23 protein-coding genes and 2 pseudogenes are annotated in these 19,658 nt (G+C 47.2%); 15 read left to right on the top strand and 10 right to left on the bottom strand.

What is annotated here, in order from left to right:
• Nucleotides 1-9 precede the first annotated feature (9 nt).
• From DNH61_RS07110 to DNH61_RS07100, 3 genes are all read right to left on the bottom strand, one after another.
• A complete protein-coding gene (locus DNH61_RS07110; protein WP_111145966.1) occupies nt 10-1,146 on the bottom strand; it encodes an FAD-dependent oxidoreductase in 1,137 nt (378 codons plus the stop codon).
• Nucleotides 1,146-1,754, bottom strand: a complete 609-nt coding sequence (locus DNH61_RS07105; protein WP_111145965.1) for a TetR/AcrR family transcriptional regulator — start codon at nt 1,752-1,754, stop codon at nt 1,146-1,148. The genes DNH61_RS07110 and DNH61_RS07105 overlap by 1 nt, the downstream gene beginning before the upstream one ends.
• A 185-nt stretch (nt 1,755-1,939) precedes the next feature.
• Complete coding sequence (locus DNH61_RS07100; RefSeq protein ID WP_111145964.1) at nt 1,940-2,791, bottom strand: aldo/keto reductase; 852 nt, start codon at nt 2,789-2,791, stop codon at nt 1,940-1,942.
• A gap of 175 nt (nt 2,792-2,966) precedes the next feature.
• On the opposite strand from DNH61_RS07100, the gene DNH61_RS07095 reads away from it, so the two are divergent.
• The gene (locus DNH61_RS07095) at nt 2,967-3,416 is read left to right on the top strand and encodes a MerR family transcriptional regulator (protein WP_111145963.1); all 450 of its coding nucleotides are present in this window, start codon (nt 2,967-2,969) and stop codon (nt 3,414-3,416) included.
• A 190-nt stretch (nt 3,417-3,606) separates the two neighbouring features.
• Here the strand turns inward: DNH61_RS07095 and DNH61_RS07090 are convergent, their stop codons facing one another.
• Nucleotides 3,607-4,044: an Rrf2 family transcriptional regulator gene (locus tag DNH61_RS07090; protein WP_111145962.1), complete on the bottom strand. Its 438-nt coding sequence runs from the start codon at nt 4,042-4,044 to the stop codon at nt 3,607-3,609.
• A 258-nt stretch (nt 4,045-4,302) separates the two neighbouring features.
• Between DNH61_RS07090 and DNH61_RS07085 the strand changes: the two genes are divergently transcribed.
• The 8 genes from DNH61_RS07085 (at nt 4,303) to DNH61_RS07055 (ending at nt 10,187) form a co-directional block, all read left to right on the top strand.
• Nucleotides 4,303-4,944 carry an NAD(P)-dependent oxidoreductase gene (locus tag DNH61_RS07085; RefSeq protein ID WP_111145961.1) on the top strand — a complete coding sequence of 214 codons (642 nt, stop codon included), beginning with the start codon at nt 4,303-4,305 and terminating at the stop codon, nt 4,942-4,944.
• A 256-nt stretch (nt 4,945-5,200) separates the two neighbouring features.
• Nucleotides 5,201-5,446 carry a winged helix DNA-binding domain-containing protein gene (locus DNH61_RS26735; protein WP_245947993.1) on the top strand — a complete coding sequence of 82 codons (246 nt, stop codon included), beginning with the start codon at nt 5,201-5,203 and terminating at the stop codon, nt 5,444-5,446.
• A complete protein-coding gene (locus DNH61_RS26730; protein WP_245947991.1) occupies nt 5,436-5,675 on the top strand; it encodes a hypothetical protein in 240 nt (79 codons plus the stop codon). The genes DNH61_RS26735 and DNH61_RS26730 overlap by 11 nt, the downstream gene beginning before the upstream one ends.
• A gap of 200 nt (nt 5,676-5,875) precedes the next feature.
• Nucleotides 5,876-6,730 (top strand): ABC transporter ATP-binding protein, encoded by an 855-nt coding sequence (locus tag DNH61_RS07075; protein WP_111145960.1) that lies wholly within the window; start codon nt 5,876-5,878, stop codon nt 6,728-6,730.
• The gene (locus tag DNH61_RS07070; protein ID WP_111145959.1) at nt 6,723-7,376 is read left to right on the top strand and encodes an ABC-2 transporter permease; all 654 of its coding nucleotides are present in this window, start codon (nt 6,723-6,725) and stop codon (nt 7,374-7,376) included. Before DNH61_RS07075 ends, DNH61_RS07070 begins: the two co-directional genes overlap by 8 nt.
• On the top strand, nt 7,376-7,741 hold the full coding sequence (locus tag DNH61_RS07065) for a GntR family transcriptional regulator (protein WP_111145958.1): 366 nt from the start codon (nt 7,376-7,378) through the stop codon (nt 7,739-7,741). The genes DNH61_RS07070 and DNH61_RS07065 overlap by 1 nt, the downstream gene beginning before the upstream one ends.
• A 336-nt stretch (nt 7,742-8,077) precedes the next feature.
• Nucleotides 8,078-9,157, top strand: a complete 1,080-nt coding sequence (gene rsgA / locus DNH61_RS07060; protein WP_111145957.1) for a ribosome small subunit-dependent GTPase A — start codon at nt 8,078-8,080, stop codon at nt 9,155-9,157.
• A complete protein-coding gene (locus DNH61_RS07055) occupies nt 9,147-10,187 on the top strand; it encodes an aminoglycoside phosphotransferase family protein (protein ID WP_111146052.1) in 1,041 nt (346 codons plus the stop codon). The genes rsgA and DNH61_RS07055 overlap by 11 nt, the downstream gene beginning before the upstream one ends.
• Here DNH61_RS07055 and DNH61_RS07050 read toward each other — a convergent pair.
• Nucleotides 10,161-11,121, bottom strand: a pseudogene (locus DNH61_RS07050) (helix-turn-helix transcriptional regulator). The gene DNH61_RS07055 and the pseudogene DNH61_RS07050 sit on opposite strands and share 27 nt — an antisense overlap.
• A 106-nt stretch (nt 11,122-11,227) precedes the next feature.
• On the opposite strand from DNH61_RS07050, the gene DNH61_RS07045 reads away from it, so the two are divergent.
• Complete coding sequence (locus tag DNH61_RS07045) at nt 11,228-11,707, top strand: GyrI-like domain-containing protein (RefSeq protein WP_111145956.1); 480 nt, start codon at nt 11,228-11,230, stop codon at nt 11,705-11,707.
• 145 nt (nt 11,708-11,852) lie between these two features.
• On the opposite strand, the gene DNH61_RS07040 is transcribed toward DNH61_RS07045, so the two are convergent.
• The 3 genes from DNH61_RS07040 to DNH61_RS07030 form a co-directional block, all read right to left on the bottom strand.
• Nucleotides 11,853-12,359, bottom strand: coding sequence for an NAD(P)-dependent alcohol dehydrogenase (locus DNH61_RS07040; RefSeq protein ID WP_281272372.1), 507 nt, complete (start codon nt 12,357-12,359; stop codon nt 11,853-11,855).
• Nucleotides 12,360-12,434: 75 nt separating this feature from the next.
• Nucleotides 12,435-12,923 (bottom strand): hypothetical protein, encoded by a 489-nt coding sequence (locus tag DNH61_RS07035; RefSeq protein ID WP_146240960.1) that lies wholly within the window; start codon nt 12,921-12,923, stop codon nt 12,435-12,437.
• A 33-nt stretch (nt 12,924-12,956) separates the two neighbouring features.
• Entirely contained in the window at nt 12,957-13,325 is a 369-nt protein-coding gene (locus DNH61_RS07030) for a hypothetical protein (RefSeq protein ID WP_111145954.1), read from the bottom strand.
• 272 nt (nt 13,326-13,597) lie between these two features.
• Here DNH61_RS07030 and DNH61_RS07025 point away from each other — a divergent pair, with 272 nt between their 5' ends.
• Together DNH61_RS07025 and DNH61_RS07020 are read left to right on the top strand one after the other, a co-directional pair.
• The gene (locus DNH61_RS07025; RefSeq protein ID WP_111145953.1) at nt 13,598-14,188 is read left to right on the top strand and encodes a hypothetical protein; all 591 of its coding nucleotides are present in this window, start codon (nt 13,598-13,600) and stop codon (nt 14,186-14,188) included.
• Nucleotides 14,189-14,252: 64 nt separating this feature from the next.
• A complete protein-coding gene (locus DNH61_RS07020; RefSeq protein WP_111145952.1) occupies nt 14,253-14,987 on the top strand; it encodes a hypothetical protein in 735 nt (244 codons plus the stop codon).
• A 53-nt stretch (nt 14,988-15,040) separates the two neighbouring features.
• Here the strand turns inward: DNH61_RS07020 and DNH61_RS07015 are convergent, their stop codons facing one another.
• Complete coding sequence (locus DNH61_RS07015) at nt 15,041-15,247, bottom strand: hypothetical protein (RefSeq protein WP_111145951.1); 207 nt, start codon at nt 15,245-15,247, stop codon at nt 15,041-15,043.
• A 220-nt stretch (nt 15,248-15,467) separates the two neighbouring features.
• Between DNH61_RS07015 and DNH61_RS07010 the strand changes: the two are divergent.
• A pseudogene (locus DNH61_RS07010) lies at nt 15,468-15,767 on the top strand (class I SAM-dependent methyltransferase); the annotation flags it as partial.
• Nucleotides 15,768-15,961: 194 nt separating this feature from the next.
• A complete protein-coding gene (locus DNH61_RS07005; RefSeq protein WP_111146051.1) occupies nt 15,962-17,818 on the top strand; it encodes an SLC13 family permease in 1,857 nt (618 codons plus the stop codon).
• A 66-nt stretch (nt 17,819-17,884) separates the two neighbouring features.
• Here the strand turns inward: DNH61_RS07005 and DNH61_RS07000 are convergent, their stop codons facing one another.
• Nucleotides 17,885-18,847, bottom strand: coding sequence for an NAD(P)-dependent alcohol dehydrogenase (locus tag DNH61_RS07000; RefSeq protein ID WP_111145949.1), 963 nt, complete (start codon nt 18,845-18,847; stop codon nt 17,885-17,887).
• A gap of 137 nt (nt 18,848-18,984) precedes the next feature.
• Here DNH61_RS07000 and DNH61_RS06995 point away from each other — a divergent pair, with 137 nt between their 5' ends.
• Nucleotides 18,985-19,569 (top strand): Crp/Fnr family transcriptional regulator, encoded by a 585-nt coding sequence (locus DNH61_RS06995; RefSeq protein WP_111145948.1) that lies wholly within the window; start codon nt 18,985-18,987, stop codon nt 19,567-19,569.
• Nucleotides 19,570-19,658: the final 89 nt, after the last annotated feature.

Genomic DNA, 19,658 nt, shown 5'->3' with positions numbered 1-19,658 from the left:
GCTTCAGCCCTAGAGCTGAAACTGGTACAAGCGCTGTGCCTGGCTGCGAGAGATCCATTTAGGGGCATGCTTCATGAGGTGATTTCGGATAGTGGTGAATAGGAAGCTCTCCGATTGTGCCACTTTTCCAATCTTCCAAGATTGATCAGCAATTTGTTTGATTCTCTTCCTTCGTCTGGCATCGTAATCTGCGAACGCTTCCTGGTAATTACGCTGTATGCGAAGGCAGTCGGCTAAAACAGACGCATCCTCAATCGCTTGGCAGGCTCCCTGCCCCATATTAGGGGTAATGGCATGCGCAGCATCGCCGATAAAAACAACCCGATTGGAGTAAAAGCGTTCCATCGGTGTAATATCCACGATATCACGGTGGATCATGTCATGGGATGCCGCTCTGAGCAAAAGGGTGGGTATGGGATCATGATAGTTCTGGAACAGGCGGTGAAGATCCTTCGTGGAATAATTGTCGATACGGGGATCGTTTTGGCGGGCATTGATAAGCGCATACCAATACACCTGCTTGTTTGGCAGCGGGACAATGCCGAAACGGCCTTTCGTTCCCCATGTTTCGATAAACCGGTTAGAGAGGCCTGGAAGGACGTCAGCCGGAACAACACCACGCCAGCAGGTATAGCCGGCATAGCGATACGTATCTTTTGGAAACAGCTGTTTGCGTACTTTAGAGTGGATGCCATCCGCGGCGACAACCAGGTCAGCGACCGCATGACTGCCGTCGCTGAACGCAACCCGAACGTGATTATCCTTGTGTTCAAGACGCGAGCAAGATTTTCCCCATTCTAACGTACCGGGAGCGAGCGCAGATAAGAGAATACGATGCAGATCCTTGCGATGGATGGAATATAGGCTGCCATAATCAGAAGGGACTGTAAGTCTTGAAATAGGCCGTCCCCGATCCGATAACAGATGGAATCCGTCGCCTGGATTACCTTGACGAATGATCTCGTCGGCAATGCGGTATGGCTGTAGCGCCTGCAAAGCATTCGGAGCGATAATGATACCCGCACCAGATACCGCTGGCCCGGTATTTTTTTCGTATAGTTTCACCTTCAATCCCATTTGCTGCAGGGTGATCGCGGAGCATAGACCTGCGATTCCGCCGCCTATAATCAGGATGGTCTGTGGCATCACTTATCTCCACCTCCTATGTACGGATCAATACCTTCCCATACGACATCCAATTGTTTTCGAAATGACTCGCTTATGGTTGTATGTTGGGCTTCCAGCAGGGCCCATGACAGAATGGTATGGAAATAGACACCGACAATTGTTGTGACGATGACATCCGTTTCCCAGCGGCTGTGCAGCTTACCGTCTTGTTTGGCTCGGTCGAGCATGGATGCCAGCTGCAGATGCAATTGTTGAACGCTCTTTGATTCTTTCCCGGCAAGAGAAGCCGACTTCATGATTTCTATTGTAGCCAGCTTCATGAGTTCGCTATGGGATGAGAAATGAAGAAGCAGATCGTTCAGCGCGTGCATAATTTGTTCTTTGGGATGACCGATATTCCGATGCTTCTCGATGCTCTGCTGCAGCAGCTCGATCTGGGATTCTCCAAGGTAAAGCAGTATGTCTTCTTTCTTAGCGAAATAATTAAAAAAGGTTCCTTTCCCAATGCCGCACTTGGCTGTAATCTCCTGAACCGTAACCTGTTCATACCCTTTATCATAAAAAAGCTGGAGAGCTTGTAGAAAAATGTGTTCCTTTAATTCCTTTTTACGCGATTCCCTCAGCATTATTTTGTCTCCCTCCTCAATATGACCACGGTCATTTTATGACTATAGTCATAGTAATGCTGATTTTTCTATTTGTCAAACGGGCATCAAAGCGGGCAGGCGTGCATATAGAATCACATAGATTACATAAATAAAGGCATCCGGGCGGATGCCTATTAATATAGTTCTATAAGCGTTGCACAAGTTTACAAATCGACCTTCCAGCTGCCCATCATCTTGGCGACTGCTGGGTCGTGATACGATAAGAATAGACTCTCCCGAGTATCGAGGGTAGAAATTTGCCCCATATCATCCGCGCTCAGCTCAAAATCGAAGATGTTAAAGTTTTCGACGATCCGCTCTTTGCGTACCGATTTGGGGATGACAACGACTTCACGCTGAACGAGCCAGCGCAGCACAATCTGGGCTACGGACTTGTTATGTTTCTTGGCGATTGAAGTCAGCAGCTCGTTGCCGAACATGTTGCCCCGTCCTTCAGCGAACGGCGCCCACGACTGGTGCTGGACCCCTTGCTCTTTCATAAAAGCGCCGCTCTCTGTCTGCTGGTAGAACGGGTGTGTTTCAATCTGGTTGACGGCAGGCACGATTTCGTTATTCACAATGAGGTCCATCAGGCGATCCGGCATAAAGTTGCTGACCCCGATGGCCTTGATCTTGCCTTCACGGTACAGCTCTTCCATCGCGCGCCAAGTGCCGTAGTAATCGCCGAACGGCTGGTGAATCAGGTACAGATCGAGATAGTTGAGCTGCAGCTTCTTCAAGGATTTTGCAAATGCCAGCTTGGCACTCTCGTAGCCGGCGTCCTGAACCCAGATCTTGGTCGTGATGAACAACTCTTCACGCGGCACACCGCTACGCTTGATCGCGCGTCCGACCGCTTCCTCGTTCAGATAACCGGCGGCGGTGTCGATCAGGCGGTAACCGGCCATCAGTGCTTCATACACGGCGTTCTCGCATTCAACAGCATCCGGAAGCTGGTAGACACCGAAGCCGAGAATCGGCATTTTCACACCGTTGTTCAATGTTACAGTTTGCATGGCAATTCCTCCCACTGTGTAAGTGTATAACAGCAGCCGCCGCGCATCCCGAATGATTGGGGTTTCAAGTGGAAATTCCCATATGCGGCTCAGCTGTATTACAATAAGCTTAATACCTTCGTGTTACACGAAGGCAAGAGGCTGTTATTCTTTTTTTTTCCAAGGGGGATTTCACATGTATACGGTCAAGGAAGCCGCCCAGATCACGGGATTTACCGAGCATGCCGTACGCTATTACACCGATAAAGGCTTGGTGCCAAGCGTACAGCGCAACCCGAATAATATCCGGATGTTCGACGAAGAATCGATCAATTGGCTCCATGGCATCAAATGCCTCAAGCAATCCGGGATGCCGATCGAAGTCATTAAGATGTATATCGATTTATGTCTCGAGGGGGATTCCACCATTCCACAGCGCTACAAACTGATGATGGAGCATAAAGAAGCCGCGCTCGCCAAACTCGAAGAAGCCAAACGGCACGTGGCTCATTTGGAGGAGAAGACAACCCTGTATCAAGCCATTCTGGATAACCGGGCCCCAGACACAACCAACCCCGCCAATTGGGAGAGAATTCAGCATATGCATAGTGATGTCTTTTACTCAGCCGCTGCTCGTAAGGGATAGGCAAGTAGAGGGGATCGGGTATTTCGGAGATTGTGGAAAAACGGGTGCTATTTCCTTCCTTGCTCATTTTTTTGATAGGAGTTGCGGCAGGAGGCGTAATGTTTCTTAACTTTATATGCGATGGAAAAAAATATCTCACAAGTCGGTCTGTTTTTTGGATCAGGGAGAGCGTTTGACCGATACGGACCTTCTATGATTCTAATGGTTCTTTATTCAAAATATCATCAACAACATCTCTTATTGTTCTGTTTTCCAACTCATTTTCCAAAGCCCGTTGAGCGGCAGTAAATTGAATTTCAACGGAACTTTGAATGTTTCTGCCTACGGGACAATCAGGATTAGGTTTGGCGTGGACGGTAAACAATTCATCTTCCTGTACAGCGTTTACCGCCCGATAGACATCCAGCAAGGTTATTTCCGAAATGTCCTTAGCTAGTTTTGCACCAGCAATTCCAGGCTGTACATTAACCAGTCCAGCCTTTTTTAACATTCCTGTTATTTTTCTTATAACGGCAGGGTTGGTGTTTACACTCATCGCGATATTCTCAGATGTATTGACCTCAGTTTTATCGATTTCCAACAAGGCAAGGATATGGATTCCAACGGAAAATCGACTGCTAATGCTCATTTTTTGATCACCACTTTTTATTATAAAATTTTGTGTATAACGTTGGTGGAGTTACTACTAAACTCACTACATGCACCAATGTTAGATATTTGTCTGGGTTCTGTCAAACCTAGATTCATTATAAGAACTTTATTAAACCGGAATAAATGCTAAGCCATATTATACTGTTTGACAGATGGCTAACCTGTAACTATAATGGTTACATGTAATTATAATGAATACAGGTTGGATTGATTAAATACTTAGGAGGAAATAAAAATGAAGATTGGTGTTATTGGAGCAAGTGGTAAAGCTGGGAGTCTTATTCTTAATGAAGCGGTTGAACGAGGTCACATCGTTACAGCGATCGTTCGTGATACGGGGAAGGTTCAAAATCAAAGTGTAACTGTATTGGAAAAGAATATTTTTGCCTTAGAGACCGAAGATCTAAAGGATTTCGATATTGTCGTAAATGCTTTTAATGCCCCATCTGGAGAAGAACATCAACATGTTGAAGCAGGAAGGGTGTTAATTGAAGCACTTAAAGGTACGCCATCGACAAGATTAATTGTTGTTGGAGGAGCAGGCAGTTTGTTTGTAGATGAAGCGAAGACAGTAAGAAATTTTGATACTCCTGATTTCCCCGAAGAATATCTTGCAACTGCCAAAAATATGGGACAAAATCTTGAAGAACTAAGCAACTCAAACGGAATCCAATGGACATATATCAGTCCAGCAGCTTTTTTTGATGAGGCAGGAAAACGTACGGGAACTTATCAAAAAGGTGGAGAAAAGTTACTGTTCAATTCAAAAGGTGAAAGCTATATCAGCTATGCCGATTACGCAATCGCTGTCTTGGATGAAATCGAAAATCCACTTCATATAAACGCTCGGTTTACCGTTGTTGCTGAATCGGAATGACAATGAAAGATAAAGAGACCTTGCGCTAATAATCCCATTACGGGAGAAGTCCGTCCATTTTTAAGCATACGATTTCACAAACTGGCGAAGAGGCTCCTACCTTGATCTAACGGATTGAACCGGATGGGCGCAGGGAATTTCCCTGCGTCCTTTTTTTATTGGTCTAAGACGGATGGAGTCCTCATATAGGAGGAATTCGCTTGTTAACGGGTTATACTGCATTGGAATCAGCACTAAACTAGAGGCAGGTGCGAACATGATTCAGTTAACAAAGCGCCAGGCAAGGCAATTTCTGTTGTTGAAGCATGGGCTTTTGGGCGAATATAAATTTAGCGGGAAGCAGGGCGTATTAGACTTTGTTCGGCAGGCCAGCTGCATTCAATTCGATCCAATCGATGTATGCGGCAAAAACGCGGAAGTGGTGTTACAGTCGCGAATCAAGGGATTTACCAAGGGAATGCTCGCCGAGTTGCTGTATGAGGATAGAAGCCTTGTCGATTAAAAGAATCTGGCCATTATTTCTGTCGGGGAATTCGACGGGTGAGCTGATTATCCATCACAAGAAAGGTACCCGAAGATATTATGATATCTCCGAGAAGTACATACAGCCAAGTCTGCTGAATGCGTCAGAGCCGCTGGAGGTTGAGCTAGAGCATCATAAGTGGCGGGTGCTGCGTCGAATCGGCTCTGTTGGTCTTTTTTTTGGAATCGCGCGTCAGATGCATGGCTGAATATATGGGGATTGAAAGCAGCACAGGTGTGACACGATTTCTTCAGAGTTTATAAACTGATATTTCCGATTGGCTTTAATAACCTCTTCAACAATTAGCGCCCGCGGGATTGTACCACTGAGGAAGTTATTGACTCCCTTAACCCCTGCGTGATATATTGTGCATACACGATATGCACAATATGAGGAGGGACAAAGGAGATGCTTGCATTAGACGTTCGAAACGTAAGCAAGAGCTTCCCCAATTTTCAGCTTAGGAATGTATCATTCCAGCTAGAGCAGGGCTATATTATGGGCTTTATCGGCGCTAACGGCGCAGGTAAGACCACAACGATCAAGTCGATTTTGAATATGACCCGTTTGGATAGCGGCGAAGTTCATATTCTGGGGAAAAGCATGGCTGCACATGAAATCGAGTTGAAGCAGGAAATCGGATACGCCATGGGGGGCGTTGATTTCTACACCCGAAGCAAAATGAAGACGCTGACCGACGTGGTCAAGAGGTTCTATGCCAACTGGGATGATAAGACATACCGCAACTATATGCGTGCATTCAAGCTGGATGAGAATAAAAAAATCGCCGAGCTGTCAACAGGGATGAAAGTGAAATATAACCTGGCCATTGCCTTATCGCATGGGGCCAAGCTTCTCATTCTTGATGAACCGACCAGCGGGCTTGATCCCGTTGCAAGGGACGAACTGCTGGATATTTTCCAAGGGCTCGTCGCTGACGGTGAGATCAGTATTCTATTCTCGACGCATATTACTTCAGATTTGGAGAAATGCGCGGATTTCATAACCTTCATCGCAAATGGGCAAATTATCCGCAGCGGTGAGAAGGAAGAGTTCAAAGAATCTTATCTTCTGTTAAACGGTGCTGAAAATCAGCTGAACCAGGTGAAGGACCGGTTGATTTCCTACAAGATCAATTCATTTGGATTTACGGGGTTAATTCAAGCGGACGATTTTGATCCTTCCTGTGGCATAAAAGCTGCGACACCAAGCCTTGAGGAGATCATGGTCTATTTCGCGAAGAAGGAGGATCAGTATGTATAACTTGATTATGAAGGATGTAAAATTGGGCGTGCCCTTCATCTTTTTCTTATTTCCTGTATTAATGGGCGCTCTAATGCTCATCCCCGGCTGGATTTACTTTATCGTCCTGCTGTATTTCTGCTGGATTACCGTTCCAAACTTGTTCAATCAATTCAAAGCGCAGAATGATTTGATGTTTACATCGATGATGCCTGTAACCAAACGAAATATGGTGAAAGCAAGGGTACTCGTTATTGTCGGCTTGGAGCTCCTGCATATTTTGATTGCCGCGATCTTTGGTGTGTTTACGATGCTCTTATACCCGAATCTCACATACCTTTTCTTTCCGCCGAATATAGGCTTCTGGGGGCTTGGCATGATGATGTTTGCGATTTTCAACATTATCTTTATTCCTATCTTTTATAAGACCGCCTATAAATTCGGCTGGGCGCTGTTCTTTTCTGTTATGGCTGCCATGCTGTTCGCCGGAATTGCCCAATGGGTTGGCATTCAACATCCTGTTGTGAATGATATATTTTATGGCACAGGTGCAGAACAAGTGGCGCTTCAAGCCATCATCCTGGTCACTGGAATAGTGATTTTCGCGGCATTTTCCATCATTGCCTATCGACTCGCGTTCAGACGATTCCTGCGAGTGGAAGTTTAATGAATATTGCTATCTCGAACACATCGGAAAAACCGATATACCAGCAGCTGTTTGAGCAGCTAAGCGCCCAGATCCTGAAAGGCGAGCTGGAAAACGGCTACTGTCTTCCGCCAATCCGGCAAGCGGCCCAGGAGCTTAGCGTTAGCGTCATTACCGTCAAGAAGGCATGGGAAGAACTAGAGAGACGCGGGCTGATTCATACCATAACGGGCAAGGGATGTTTTGTCGCCGAACTATCCACAGAGCGGAAGCAGGAAATACGCAGCGGCATGATTCTGGAGCAAATGGTTCACGACATCTCCTACTACAAGTCCTTTGGTCTTACCTTGGATGAAGTGATGGAGATGTTGAAGAGGATATATTAAGTATTGATTTTTTTTCCAAAGCAGGTTATTTTAGAGACAGCTTAGCGATAAGCGAGTTCCTCACACGAAGGGAGATGTGTTTTTATGGCAGCGACTTATATGGTGGTCCGGTCTTAAAACTGAATAGTAGGCATACGCGAAAAATGCGGGAATACCCGTGTTATTTGGTATGCCAGTCAAAGTAACCTTTCGTGAATATTGCTGTTTGCAGGATACGATGAAGGTCGTATCCTTTTTTGCGTTCTGATGCCGCGCGACAGCAGCTTCTTATGAGGCTGCTTGTCCGCGGCATTTTTGCGTCCAACAAACAATAGTAGAGGAGCTATCCAACATAACATGATGAATTTGAAAACTTATGGCTGCACAGAAATAGAAGCAATTCCTGATGGACTACTGCCCGGCAGGGTGACGGAGCTTCGGCGTGAGCGCTTCACGGTCATGACGGAGCGCGGCGAAGTAACGGCGGTACTCAAAGGCGCCTTCTATCACAGCGCGGAAACTCGCGCAGACTTTCCGTGTGTCGGTGATTTTGTCCTGCTGCATTACAACGAGAGCGGAGATTCGCTCATCACTGCGGTGCTGCCCCGCCGCTCCAAATTCTCACGCGCGGATTATTCAGGGCATGACGAAGGCCGTGCCAAAACGGTGTTGGAGCAGGTTGTCGCAACCAACTTTGACTATGTGTTTATCCTTTCTTCTCTGAACTTGGATTTCAACGTTACCCGCATTATGCGGTATCTGACACAGGCGAAGCAGAGCGGTGGCCAGCCAGTCATCATTCTGACCAAGGCTGATCTCGCCCCGGATTATAATCTCCCGCTTGCAGAAGTCAGACAAAGCATCCCTGATGTGCCGGTTCACGCGATCTGCAGTCATACCGGTCTAGGATTAAGCGAGCTTGATTCCTATTTGAGGCCGGGTAAAACAATCGTCTTCCTCGGCATGTCCGGGGTCGGTAAATCATCTTTGCTCAATGCGTTGATGGAACAGGACGTCATGAAGGTTCAGGCGATCCGGGAGGTCGACAGCCGGGGGCGGCATACGACAACGCACCGTCAACTGTTCATGCTCCCCTCCGGCGCGATGGTCATCGATACGCCGGGTATGCGTGAACTGGGGCTTTTTGATGCCGACGAAGGCATCCGTGCAGGCTTTGCTGATGTGGAGGAATGGTTCAGGCAATGCCGGTTTACGGATTGCCGCCATCAAGCCGAGCCGGGCTGTGCTGTTCTCGCCGCGCTTGAGGACGGCTTACTGCCGCGCGAGCGGTGGGAGCAGTATGCTGCCCAGCGGCAAGAGAACAAGGTTGTCCAGGATAAAACGGGCTATCTCATCGACAAGAGAGCTCGTAACAAAACGGTTGCCATGCGGAGCAAGCAAACGAAGAAGAGCGGGGGCGGAAAAAATAAATATTAAATTGGATAAGCTGAACGATGTCTTAAGCAGGCGGCTTAAGACAGATATCATCTCGGCCGAATGCCAGACCATGCCGTTACAGGGCGGAACGGTGGGGAATGTGTACCTGGTAACGGGAATCGCCGAAACCGCGGATGGTGAACAGCTTCCGTACCGGATCGTGCTGAAAGTCCAGAAAAAATGGGAGCGTTACGGCGATCCGGATTCATGGCGCAGGGAATATGATCTCTATGCGTCTGACCTGGGAGCGACATTCTCGGATACTTTCCGCTGGCCGACATGTTATCACGCTGAAATGAACGCCGAAGATAATGAATTCCAGTTGTGGCTGGAATATATCGATGGCGTAACCGGTTTAGACTTGACCGGAGACATGATTGAACAGGCCGCGCTGGAGTTAGGACGCTATCAAGGCAAGCTGTATGCGGAGCAGCCCGCCGTGCTGCAAAGTCTGACCAACCTGAGCCATGCGGATCTCATGAAGAATACGTACTATCATTACCGGTCATGGCCAGTCGTCTATGAGTATATACGCTCGGAAGAATGCGAATTTCCGCAGCATGTGCGGCAGATGCTCATCGGCATCGATGATCATGCAGACGAGATAGTTGCCCGTATCGAACAATTGCCTCTCGTGCTGTGCCACCGGGACTTCTGGGTGACCAACCTGATCTATGCAGACGGGAAAATCGCGCTCATCGACTGGGATACATGCGGATGGGGCCGCCTGGGCGAGGATCTCGCAAGCCTGATTGCGGATGAAGCGGATATCGATCACATGGTTGAATACTACAAGCGATGCGTCCCCGCGTATTACAAAGGCTTTTCGGAGCATGCGGATGTCTCCCATATTACCGATCCTTGCGTCTATGAGCTGATTCTCCTCCTATTCGGGTACAGGCTTGTGGAGTGGTATCTTCACACCGAGGACGATGACGAGAAGACGAAGCATGTCCGTACGCTCCAACAAATCTATGAAATGAAGATCAGCCCTGTGCAGGGTTTACGGCGTCGCATCGGAAGCTCTTAGAACATTCATTCTCTCCTGTAAGCTCTCCAAGACTTCTCTGGGTATTTCATTAATCTTGATATCTCCGCCCAGGAATAGCAGCCAATTGGTCATTTCGGTCAATTCATCGGAATGATGAACATGGATGAATGTCTTTAATATAGCCGTACTCTGATAAGGACTCGTGTAGGAGAGTGTCATTTTTAACGGGTGGTATTTTCTGAACTGGGCAATCGCCTTTGGACCTGCTGGCTTCCTCCTGCTTGCTTAGCTGTTCTACGATCTTCTTCTTGCTTATTCTTTTCTTCTCAGGGTAGGGGTTGACGTCGGTGAGGTTATCGACTGGAATAATCCGCCGCTTCCGCTCCTCCAGGTCGAAGCCTTCAATCTGCCATGAGCTCTTCTCACGATACAGATGCAGCAGATAGAGGGGATACGAATTGATTTCCCTCCCTTCCTGGGCGGAAACCACCAAGCAGCTGTCCTTAAGAAGGTTTTGGATGAGTCGCTCCAACATCGGATGAGGCAGGTCAGACAGATCAAGCAAGTCGGGGTTGTGGGGGTTGGTTCCTTCAAACAGCAAGATTTGATTCAGCAGAACAAGATCATCTTGCTGGTTTTCCGAGATGAGTCCGAGTAATTTTTCAGCTAAAGATTGGCGGCTCTTGAGATAGGGCAGTTGTTGATTTCTAGTGGCCATGAAGGCAATAAATAGAGCTTTGATCTCATTATCCGTAAAACGGACAGTCGGCAGGACAGAATTGTTCATGACATAATAACCACCGTCCCTGCCGACTTCAGCGACAAGCGGCATTCCCATTGCTTCAATCTCCCGGATATCTCGAATGGCCGTGGATCGAGAGATGTTGAATTCCCGCATGATTTCAGAAATGGTAAAGTGGGAGCGGTTGTTGATGTACCGCATCATGACGTTTACCCGTTCAACTTTTTTCATGGGCCCCCCTAATCAGTATCATATTTTGACATGATTAACAATTATGATAAACGTATCAAGTGAAAAGGACAATCACTTGAACATCTCAAAAAAAGGAGCTTGAATGATGGCATCGTATACTCTTGAGGAAAAAGAGAGCTTCACTGTTACTGGTATTGGAACGGAGCTGAAGAGCGATTACACGGACTATGCAGGCATAAATAAGGAGAAGGAAAACTTTTGGCGGGCAGTTGAGCAGGATGGAATGCTTGACGCTTTAAAGGCCGTCGCCGCGAATGACTACATCTTTGCCGTGAGCGAAGCGGTAAATCACAAGATGATGTATTATGCCGGTGTCATGACTGAAGCATCGGTACAGGGAGAACACAGGGTGATCCAATTCCCTAAGGGACCCTATCTGGTCGTGAAAGGGGAAGGGAAGACGGCTGAAGAGTTGAGCAACAAGCTTACTGGCATCGCGTTCGGCCAGGTTTTACCGGCAGCTGAGAACTTTGCTTATGTTGGCGGGCCCAATGCAGCGGTTGAGATGGGACAGCGAGATGGCATCGTATTCGGGGAAATGTGGATTCCGGTTGTGAAGAAGTAGACGAGATTAAAGGAGAATTGAGGATGTCCTATAACATTGACGTTCACAATGTGTCTACGGTTGACTTAGTAGGACAATATTAAGTCATCGAGTGAGATGAAGCTAAACCCCTACTCCGAATGGAGAATAGGGGTTTAGCTATTTTCTAGAATGTAATAATCACATTACCTCTTTTTCGTTCGGTCTCTACATACTTGTGGGCATCAGGCAGGAGTTCCAGAGGATATCGGCGATCAATTACGGCGCTCAGCGTTCCACTTTCTGCGAGTTCCATGAGGAATGCCAAATTTGCTTTGTTTTGCATAAGGCCAGCTGTAGCGAAGGCGGCTCGTTTTCCTTTAAACAAGGAGGTCCACATCATCTGGATAACGATAGACAGCTTGGGTACGGTAGTCAGATAAATTCCCTTGGCCGTAAGTACACGCTTACATGCCGAGAAGGAACGTTTGCCTACAGCATCGAATACGACATCATAAGCTTTGCCCGCCTTCATAAAATCCTCCTGGGTATAATCAATGATGAAATCTGCGCCTGCTTTTCTTACCAGACCTGCGTTACCGGCAGAGCAAACACCGGTTACTTCAGCGCCATAGTATTTGGCTAATTGCACAGCGTAAATGCCCACAGCCCCCGACGCACCATTAATCAGCACCTTCTGTCCTTTCCGCAGCTTTGCCTTATCTCTTAGAAACGTCAACGCGGTGGCACGTTAAAAAGGACAGGGGCTTTAGGACGGTGCTTGCTTCAATGGGAGCTCCGGATAATCGGCTTCCACATCCTCAAACACTGCTTTAGCCCATTGACTTCGTTTATTCAGACACCGGTCGAATAGATTCTCAATCTCCTTAACGTATCCTACCTTCTGAAAGCATTTACTGAACACATCCTTGATCCGATGACCTTCGTCAAAGATAACGGCTTCATATTCTGGAAACAGTCCATACATCCCTTTTTGCTTCAGGTAAAAATCAGTAAAGAACAAAGTATGATTACTCACAATGATATCCGCTGCCTTCAGCCTGGTCCTGGCCTGCTGAATGAAACATGACTCAAAGTGAGGACTTTCTTCGGATAAACAATCATTTGAGTCTCCCTGGATCTCTCGCCACAGCTCGCCTACAACGTCATAAGACAGTTCGTTCGGGTCCCCGACCTCAAGCGTATCTACATCCTGCATTAATTGAGATACGGTTTGATAATGAGGGGTCATATTCATTTGGGCAGCTGCAAAAGCATCATCCAATCGCCGTTAACAGATGTAATGGCTCCGGCCCTTTCCAAGTTCATAACGGATCTCCAGCCCTAAATCCTCAAGTACACGTTTAACAAGCGGTAGATCCTTCTGTACAAGTTGGTTCTGCAGCGTGACGGTAAAGGTACTCAGTACGATTTTTTTGCCGTATACAGCACTGCAGAGAGATGCAGCTATCGCATAACCCAGTGACTTACCCGTACCGGTTCCGGCCTCTATCAAGCCATGCTTCCCTTCAAGCAAACATCGGCAGACATTTTCAGCCATCCGGATCTGAGGGATACGTGGCTCATACGGTGGAAAGTACTTGGCCAATATCCCGTTCTCTTCAAAAACTTCACCTATCATTAAGGAAATATCCTTCATTTGGTCCCTCCGTAACTGGGTTTAATCTACCTTATTTTTTAACGGCATAAACCGCCTGGCGTTCACATATGTAATAAATCATCTGATCATCGACCAGCATTCCCTTATCCGTATAGCCATCAAGTAACATGACAATAAGTGAACCATTGGTAGTTAGGTTGTAATACACTTTAATCCGTCATAATTCAATCAACTTTGTTTCGTAAGACACTTGTTTTAAACTGCCCTCTAGAATAAAATGGAATGGTAACTAGATGAACAGGAGGAAATATATGAAAAAATTACTATTAATACTAGGCATAAGCCTGATAGTCTTACCCAGTATGACTAGTTGTTTGAACAACTCGTCAACAGCAAATGTACCCTCCGTCCAGGATATTGTTGAAACTGACAACCAAATAAGCTATAAAGCTTACACAACGTTTTTGGACGATTTTACAAACAATATTGTTATAGAAGGTTTCACGCTTACTCCACCCCTTAAAACTATATTTTTAATAGACAGAGATCTTACTTTTAACAAGAAAGACACCATTACCCTTGAGGGTGGGAAGAACGATTTTAATCCAACACAGCAATTATTTATTTTTGAAAATTCCGACAAGTCTGTACAGTTATACGTAAGAATTGCTTATACAAATGTAGAGATGGGGAATCAATTGGTATCCTGGGAAGTCCCTTCGGGACATGAGGGTGTCGATCAGGAACTGGTAAATAAAACGGATATGGCAACTTACACATATAGAAACCTTATTATAACGGTAACTCAAAACTCGAAAACACAAGCAGAATTGGATCTGACAAAAGAAGCCGTAAGGTCGGTGCTAGTTATTCTAGAAAAATACTATAGTGGAAATAAATAGGTTGAATTAATGGTAGAAAAGGTATAAGATGGAATTGTAGGTAAAATAAGGAGGATGAACTTAATTGAAAAAATTCTTAAGAAGGACCTCTGTCGCTGCCCTCGCCGTTTTCGCTTTGACTACCTTTAGTGCATATGCAAGTGAGATCCCTAGCCATGTACAAGATATGGCCGACTCGAAAGTATCCCAAAAGCAACCCATCCCTGAAATTAGAGCTTGGGAAACAGACATGAACGGGAACAAACGGGAAGTTGTCCCACTATCAAAACGTTCTCAACTAAGTCAAAAAGGGGTCAGCATTATGGCTCCCCCATCCGGTGATGGCTATACTTATTCTTTTGATAGCTATCAACCTAATATCACAACAAGAGACTGGCGCTACAAGAACCTGGGAACTTTTCGCTATGTAAACGGTCTTTCTACTGTAGCAACTATCCAGTATGAACAACAAAACAGCACAACAGGAACTTGGAGTGTAGGTGCTAACATTAGTGGAAGCACAACAATTAAAGCTGCATTCCTGGGTAAAATTTCTGTTGAGATCGGCGGCTCTTGGGATACATCTAGGGAATGGACTAAAGGCACAAAATATGGCGCATCCCAACCGATTCCGGCAAAAACGACGGCATATTTAACAAATTACCAAGTAGCTGCCAATTCGAAGGGAGTATTAGTCTGGAAAAAGTACGCTCCAGGCGGCACATCTCAGGTAGGACAGTATACGGAGACTGCTGGTGGATATGCAGTATCAAAGAGTGATATAAATGTTGAAGTTACATCCACTGAACCTGTGAGGTAAGTTGTATAAATAGAAGGCGCAACTGACAATGTCAGTTGCGCCTTCTTATAACTTCACGTCCGTTTTTCTTCTTCATTCTGGCTGCCTACTGCTTGCTTATAGTCCTGGGATAAAACCGTGTACAGATTCAGATCATCAATCACTTGCAGACTTCCATTTTCGGTCCGTTCCATAATCTCTGCTGGCTCATCTGTGTTCACCTTATAGATCACATAAAAGGATCGGCCCTCGTATTCCAGCTCGGCAAGAACCTCAAACACGAATGGCCGGCCTTCTGGAACGTCCTCAAGCTCGATTTAGTACTTTTCCATCTGCTTATTCCTCTTCCGTGATAATGTATTTCGTTTTCATGCCTCGGCCGCTATCTACACCTAGCAGTTCCTTAGCTAAGATATACCGGCGTGAAGCGTCAACATAAGCCGCCTGATGCCTCTTGGCCTGCTGCATGTATTCCTTTGTTCCTGGTGTAGCTACACCCTTAAACGGTATGTCATACTAGGGGCTGGTTTGGACACCTTTTGCTTCCGGTACCCTGAAGTAGAGGACAAACTGAAGATTTTTGAAATTGATCATCCGGCTACACAGGAGTATAAGAAGAAACGGATAGCCGAGAGAAATATAGTTGTTCCAGGCCATCTTCATAGCATGTTGGAAGGCGCGGGCCTTCACATATATGAACACTTAGCACCAGTGGAGATCAATGAACAGTTCTTTAGAGATCGGACGGACGATTTGACGGCGTTTGAGACCATACACTTCATACATGCCATTAAGAAATAAATATGCAGCCGCTCAATTTAGCTGAATTGGGCGGCTGTTTATGGTGATCTTAACCGATACGCTTCACAAGCCTCCTGGCAGCATTATGAGCAGGTCAGGTGCGGAAAAGGATGTACGGACCAGACGCCAGCCGTATGTTATATACTTAAGGAAAAAGATAGTCAGGGGGATATATATTGGCTGTTGATCATCAAATGTGGGTAACCCTATGCTTGTTGGCTTTGGCATCGGCTTTGTTCATCTCAGGAAAGGTTCGTTCGGATATGGTTGCCATCGGCGTGCTGATCGTACTTCTTGTCACGGGCATACTGACCCCGCCGGAAGCCCTATCAGGGTTCTCCAGTACGGTTGTGATCATGATGATTGGTTTGTTTGTAGTTGGTGGAGGCATCTTTCAGACGGGACTCGCCAGAATGACGAGCAATAAGCTGCTGCAGCTGGCCGGTACGAACGAGACGAGTCTGCTCATTATGGTGATGCTTGTAACCGTAGTGCTTGGCGCTTTCGTCAGCAATACCGGTACAGTAGCCGTCTTAATGCCGATCGTGATTAGCTTGGCCATGAAGGCCGGTACGCACCCGGGCAGACTGCTTATGCCGGTAGCCTTCGCCAGCAGTCTTGGCGGAACCTTAACGCTGATTGGCACGCCACCCAACCTGATCATTCAAGATACGCTTACGGGTTCAGGCTTCGAGAAGCTGTCATTCTTCTCATTTGCCCCGGTTGGACTTGTATGTATAGGAACAGGGATCGCAGCTCTGCTATGGCTCCGTCGCTTTCTGCCGCAGAATGAGGAAGGAAGCAAACAGGAAACAGACAGTCTTTCGTCTCATGAGCTTGTCCGCCGTTATCAGATGATTCACAATTTGTTTCGGGTGCAGGTGAATGCAGACTCCCCGCTGGTGGTGAAGAAGCTGTCGGAGCTGGAGATTCCTGCGCGCTTTGAGGTAAATGTCATTGAGATTCGCCGGAAATTATCGTTGAAAAATCAGTTTCTCAAAACGGTGGATCAGGAGGTTGCGGGGCCGGGAACGGTTGTGCAAGAAGGAGATATACTGTATGTTTACGGTCCGTACACAGAGGTGAGGCGGTTCGCGGAAGCCTGTAATTTGACGATGCTCGATCGACAAGTCGAGGAGCGTCCCCCTCAAGATAGCACAGAAGCCTCCTATGTGACGGATGCAGTAGGTGTTGCGGAGCTGATGCTGACGCCGTATTCGCGGATCAATAACCTTCCCGTAAGCAGGTCCAGATTTCGTGAGAAATATCGTGTCAATATTGTGGGCATCAAGCGGAAGGAGCAGTATCTGCTGCATAATTTAAAAGATATAACGATGCGGGATGACGACATTATTCTCATCCAAGGCAAATGGAAGGACATCGAGCTGCTGGCGTCCGATCAGGAAGACGTGGTGGTGATCGGGCAGCCGATGGAGGAATCCCGTAAAGTGACAATGGACCGCAAAGCCCCAATTGCTGCCGGTGTTATGCTGCTGATGATCATTCTGCTCGTGACCGAGCTGGTCCCGGCAGTCGCAGCCGTTATGATTTCAGCATGCCTGATGGTACTGCTGGGCTGTGTGCGCAATATGGAGGAGGCGTACAAGACAGTGAATTGGGGCAGTGTCGTCCTGATCGGCGGCATGATTCCGATGTCGATTGCGATAGAGAAGACCGGAGCAGCGGGTCTGCTGTCGGAGGGGCTGGTAGGTTCACTGGGCAGCTACGGGCCGATGGCGCTATTGGCCGGCACCTATTTTGCTACATCGGCCATGACATTGTTTCTCAGCAATACGACCTGTGCGGTGCTTCTTGCCCCAATTGCACTCTCAACTGCTGTGCGGATGGAATTAAGTCCATATCCGTTCTTGTTCGCAGTGGCGATTGGAGCGGGCATGTGCTTCGCCGTGCCGTTCTCGACACCGCCAAATGCGATGGTGATGGCTGCCGGCCGTTATAAATTTATGCATTACCTGAAAGTTGGCCTTCCACTACAGCTGATCATCGGAATCGTGATGGTGATGGCGATTCCATTATTTTGGCCGTTTTAAATCCTGGAGCAGCCGGTCACCGGTTGAGCGGACGGGAGTGGTGCGGTCCAAGCATCACGTTTGCCTTTATAACCTAATTACGACATTGCCTCTCTTCCGCTCCGTCTCTACATACCTGTGGGCATCTGGCAGCAGCTCCAAAGGGTATTGACGATCGATCACGGCATGCAGCGCTCCATGACTGGCAAGTTCCATGAGAAACGATAGATTCGCTTTATTTTGCATAAGGCCGGCTGTTGCAAAGACGGCCCGTCTGCCTTTCAACAGGGAAGTCCACATCATCTGCACAATGGTAGACAGCTTGGGTACGGTAGTCATATAGATACCCTTGGCCGTAAGCGCGCGCTTGCATGCCGAGAAGGAGCGTTTGCCTACAGCATCAAATATGACATCATACGCCTTGCCCGCTTTCGTGAAATCCTCCTGCGTATAATCGATAACAACATCTGCCCCGGCTTTCCTTACCAGATCAGCGTTGCGGGCAGAGCAAACGCCGGTTACTTCAGCGCCATAGTATTTGGCTAATTGGACAGCGTAGATGCCCACCGCTCCCGAGGCACCATAAATCAGCACGTTCTGTCCCTTCTGCAAATTTGCCTGATCTCTAAGAAATGTCAATGCGGTGGCACCCCCGTCGCAGACGCCGACGGCTTCCTCAAATGAGATGTGGTCTGGTATAACCGCAAGGGGGCTCTCTTCGGAGAGACACTTATACTCGGCATAAGCACCGAAGCTTTTGACGCTCATTCCCAAGACACGATCTCCCTCTTTAAAATGCTCTACATTTCTGCCGACCGCTTCCACCTCTCCGGCCAATTCGCAGCCTCCAATCGCATATTTCGGTCTTGATAATCCGTATATCCATTTAATCATAACCGGGTCGCCTTTTCGAAAAGCAGAGTCCGACGGCCCTACTGCGGCAGCTCGTATTCGTATGAGAATGTCCTTGTCTCCGGGCGAGGGTTTCGCAATTTCTTGCGGGACAATGACCTCGGGCGGACCATACGAGGTTTGCATCATGGCTTTCATGGGTTTGCCCTCCTGTATGTTCAGTTCGTTTTTTATTTTGCAATCGATACTCTGCAACAGTCCTTTACAAAGGCGGCCTAACGGGAGAAGATGAATAGGAGGAAGAGTGGAAGAGAAGGAGTTGAAGGATAGCGGTTATGAAAAACATTTTATATAAGTATATGTCAAGGTGGACTTCTCTTACCGAGGGAGATCAGCAGGCCATTATAAATGAAATCCAAGTAGAAGAATTCCGCAAGGGGACTGTTCTTATTAGACAAGGAGATGTCCCGGCAACCTGTTATTTTATCCTGAAGGGCTGCGTAAGGCAGTATGCAATCGATGAAGAGGGAAGAGAGATTACATCCAATTTCTACACCGAAGAACAAGCTATTGCCATCTTCAATCATCATAAACCAGACAAGTTATCCGACTACTCCTTCATGTGCGTTGAAGATGCGGTAATGGTCGTTGGCGACCTCGAATCAGAAGAGGATATGTACCATAAGCATCCTCAACTGGCGACAATGACCCGCATGATGATCGAGGAGAATTTAGGTCAGGTACAGGAGGAATTCGCTGCTTTCATCGCTTCTTCGCCGGAGGACCGCTTCAAGACGCTGATCAGGAAACGCCCATCACTCATCGACCGGGTACCTCAGCATCAACTGGCCAGTTATCTCGGCATCACGCCGGAGTCACTAAGCAGAATCAAGAAGAGAATTCACCAAGACCTTCGCTAATCTGCTCACTTATCTCTGGTATGCATCATCCCCCTCAAGGTCACGTCATGATTACATGGTATCTGAGGAGATGATTACGTGCATTGACT

The sequence above is a fragment of the Paenibacillus sambharensis genome, assembly GCF_003233845.1.
GTDB classification, from domain to species: domain Bacteria; phylum Bacillota; class Bacilli; order Paenibacillales; family Paenibacillaceae; genus Paenibacillus_I; species Paenibacillus_I sambharensis.
Note: the sequence above shows the minus strand (reverse complement) of the source record. Positions and strands in the feature narration are given on the sequence as shown.

Bases quoted from the DNA above. Each gene is read 5' to 3' on its own strand.
- DNH61_RS07110 (WP_111145966.1), bottom strand. From the start codon at position 1,146: ATGCCACAGACCATCCTGATTATAGGCGGCGGAATCGCAGGTCTATGC.
- DNH61_RS07105 (WP_111145965.1), bottom strand. From the start codon at position 1,754: ATGCTGAGGGAATCGCGTAAAAAGGAATTAAAGGAACACATTTTTCTA.
- DNH61_RS07100 (WP_111145964.1), bottom strand. From the start codon at position 2,791: ATGCAAACTGTAACATTGAACAACGGTGTGAAAATGCCGATTCTCGGC.
- DNH61_RS07095 (WP_111145963.1), top strand. From the start codon at position 2,967: ATGTATACGGTCAAGGAAGCCGCCCAGATCACGGGATTTACCGAGCAT.
- DNH61_RS07090 (WP_111145962.1), bottom strand. From the start codon at position 4,044: ATGAGCATTAGCAGTCGATTTTCCGTTGGAATCCATATCCTTGCCTTG.
- DNH61_RS07085 (WP_111145961.1), top strand. From the start codon at position 4,303: ATGAAGATTGGTGTTATTGGAGCAAGTGGTAAAGCTGGGAGTCTTATT.
- DNH61_RS26735 (WP_245947993.1), top strand. From the start codon at position 5,201: ATGATTCAGTTAACAAAGCGCCAGGCAAGGCAATTTCTGTTGTTGAAG.
- DNH61_RS07075 (WP_111145960.1), top strand. From the start codon at position 5,876: ATGCTTGCATTAGACGTTCGAAACGTAAGCAAGAGCTTCCCCAATTTT.
- DNH61_RS07070 (WP_111145959.1), top strand. From the start codon at position 6,723: ATGTATAACTTGATTATGAAGGATGTAAAATTGGGCGTGCCCTTCATC.
- DNH61_RS07065 (WP_111145958.1), top strand. From the start codon at position 7,376: ATGAATATTGCTATCTCGAACACATCGGAAAAACCGATATACCAGCAG.
- rsgA (WP_111145957.1), top strand. From the start codon at position 8,078: ATGATGAATTTGAAAACTTATGGCTGCACAGAAATAGAAGCAATTCCT.
- DNH61_RS07045 (WP_111145956.1), top strand. From the start codon at position 11,228: ATGGCATCGTATACTCTTGAGGAAAAAGAGAGCTTCACTGTTACTGGT.
- DNH61_RS07035 (WP_146240960.1), bottom strand. From the start codon at position 12,923: ATGAATATGACCCCTCATTATCAAACCGTATCTCAATTAATGCAGGAT.
- DNH61_RS07030 (WP_111145954.1), bottom strand. From the start codon at position 13,325: ATGAAGGATATTTCCTTAATGATAGGTGAAGTTTTTGAAGAGAACGGG.
- DNH61_RS07025 (WP_111145953.1), top strand. From the start codon at position 13,598: ATGAAAAAATTACTATTAATACTAGGCATAAGCCTGATAGTCTTACCC.
- DNH61_RS07005 (WP_111146051.1), top strand. From the start codon at position 15,962: ATGTGGGTAACCCTATGCTTGTTGGCTTTGGCATCGGCTTTGTTCATC.
- DNH61_RS07000 (WP_111145949.1), bottom strand. From the start codon at position 18,847: ATGAAAGCCATGATGCAAACCTCGTATGGTCCGCCCGAGGTCATTGTC.
- DNH61_RS06995 (WP_111145948.1), top strand. From the start codon at position 18,985: ATGAAAAACATTTTATATAAGTATATGTCAAGGTGGACTTCTCTTACC.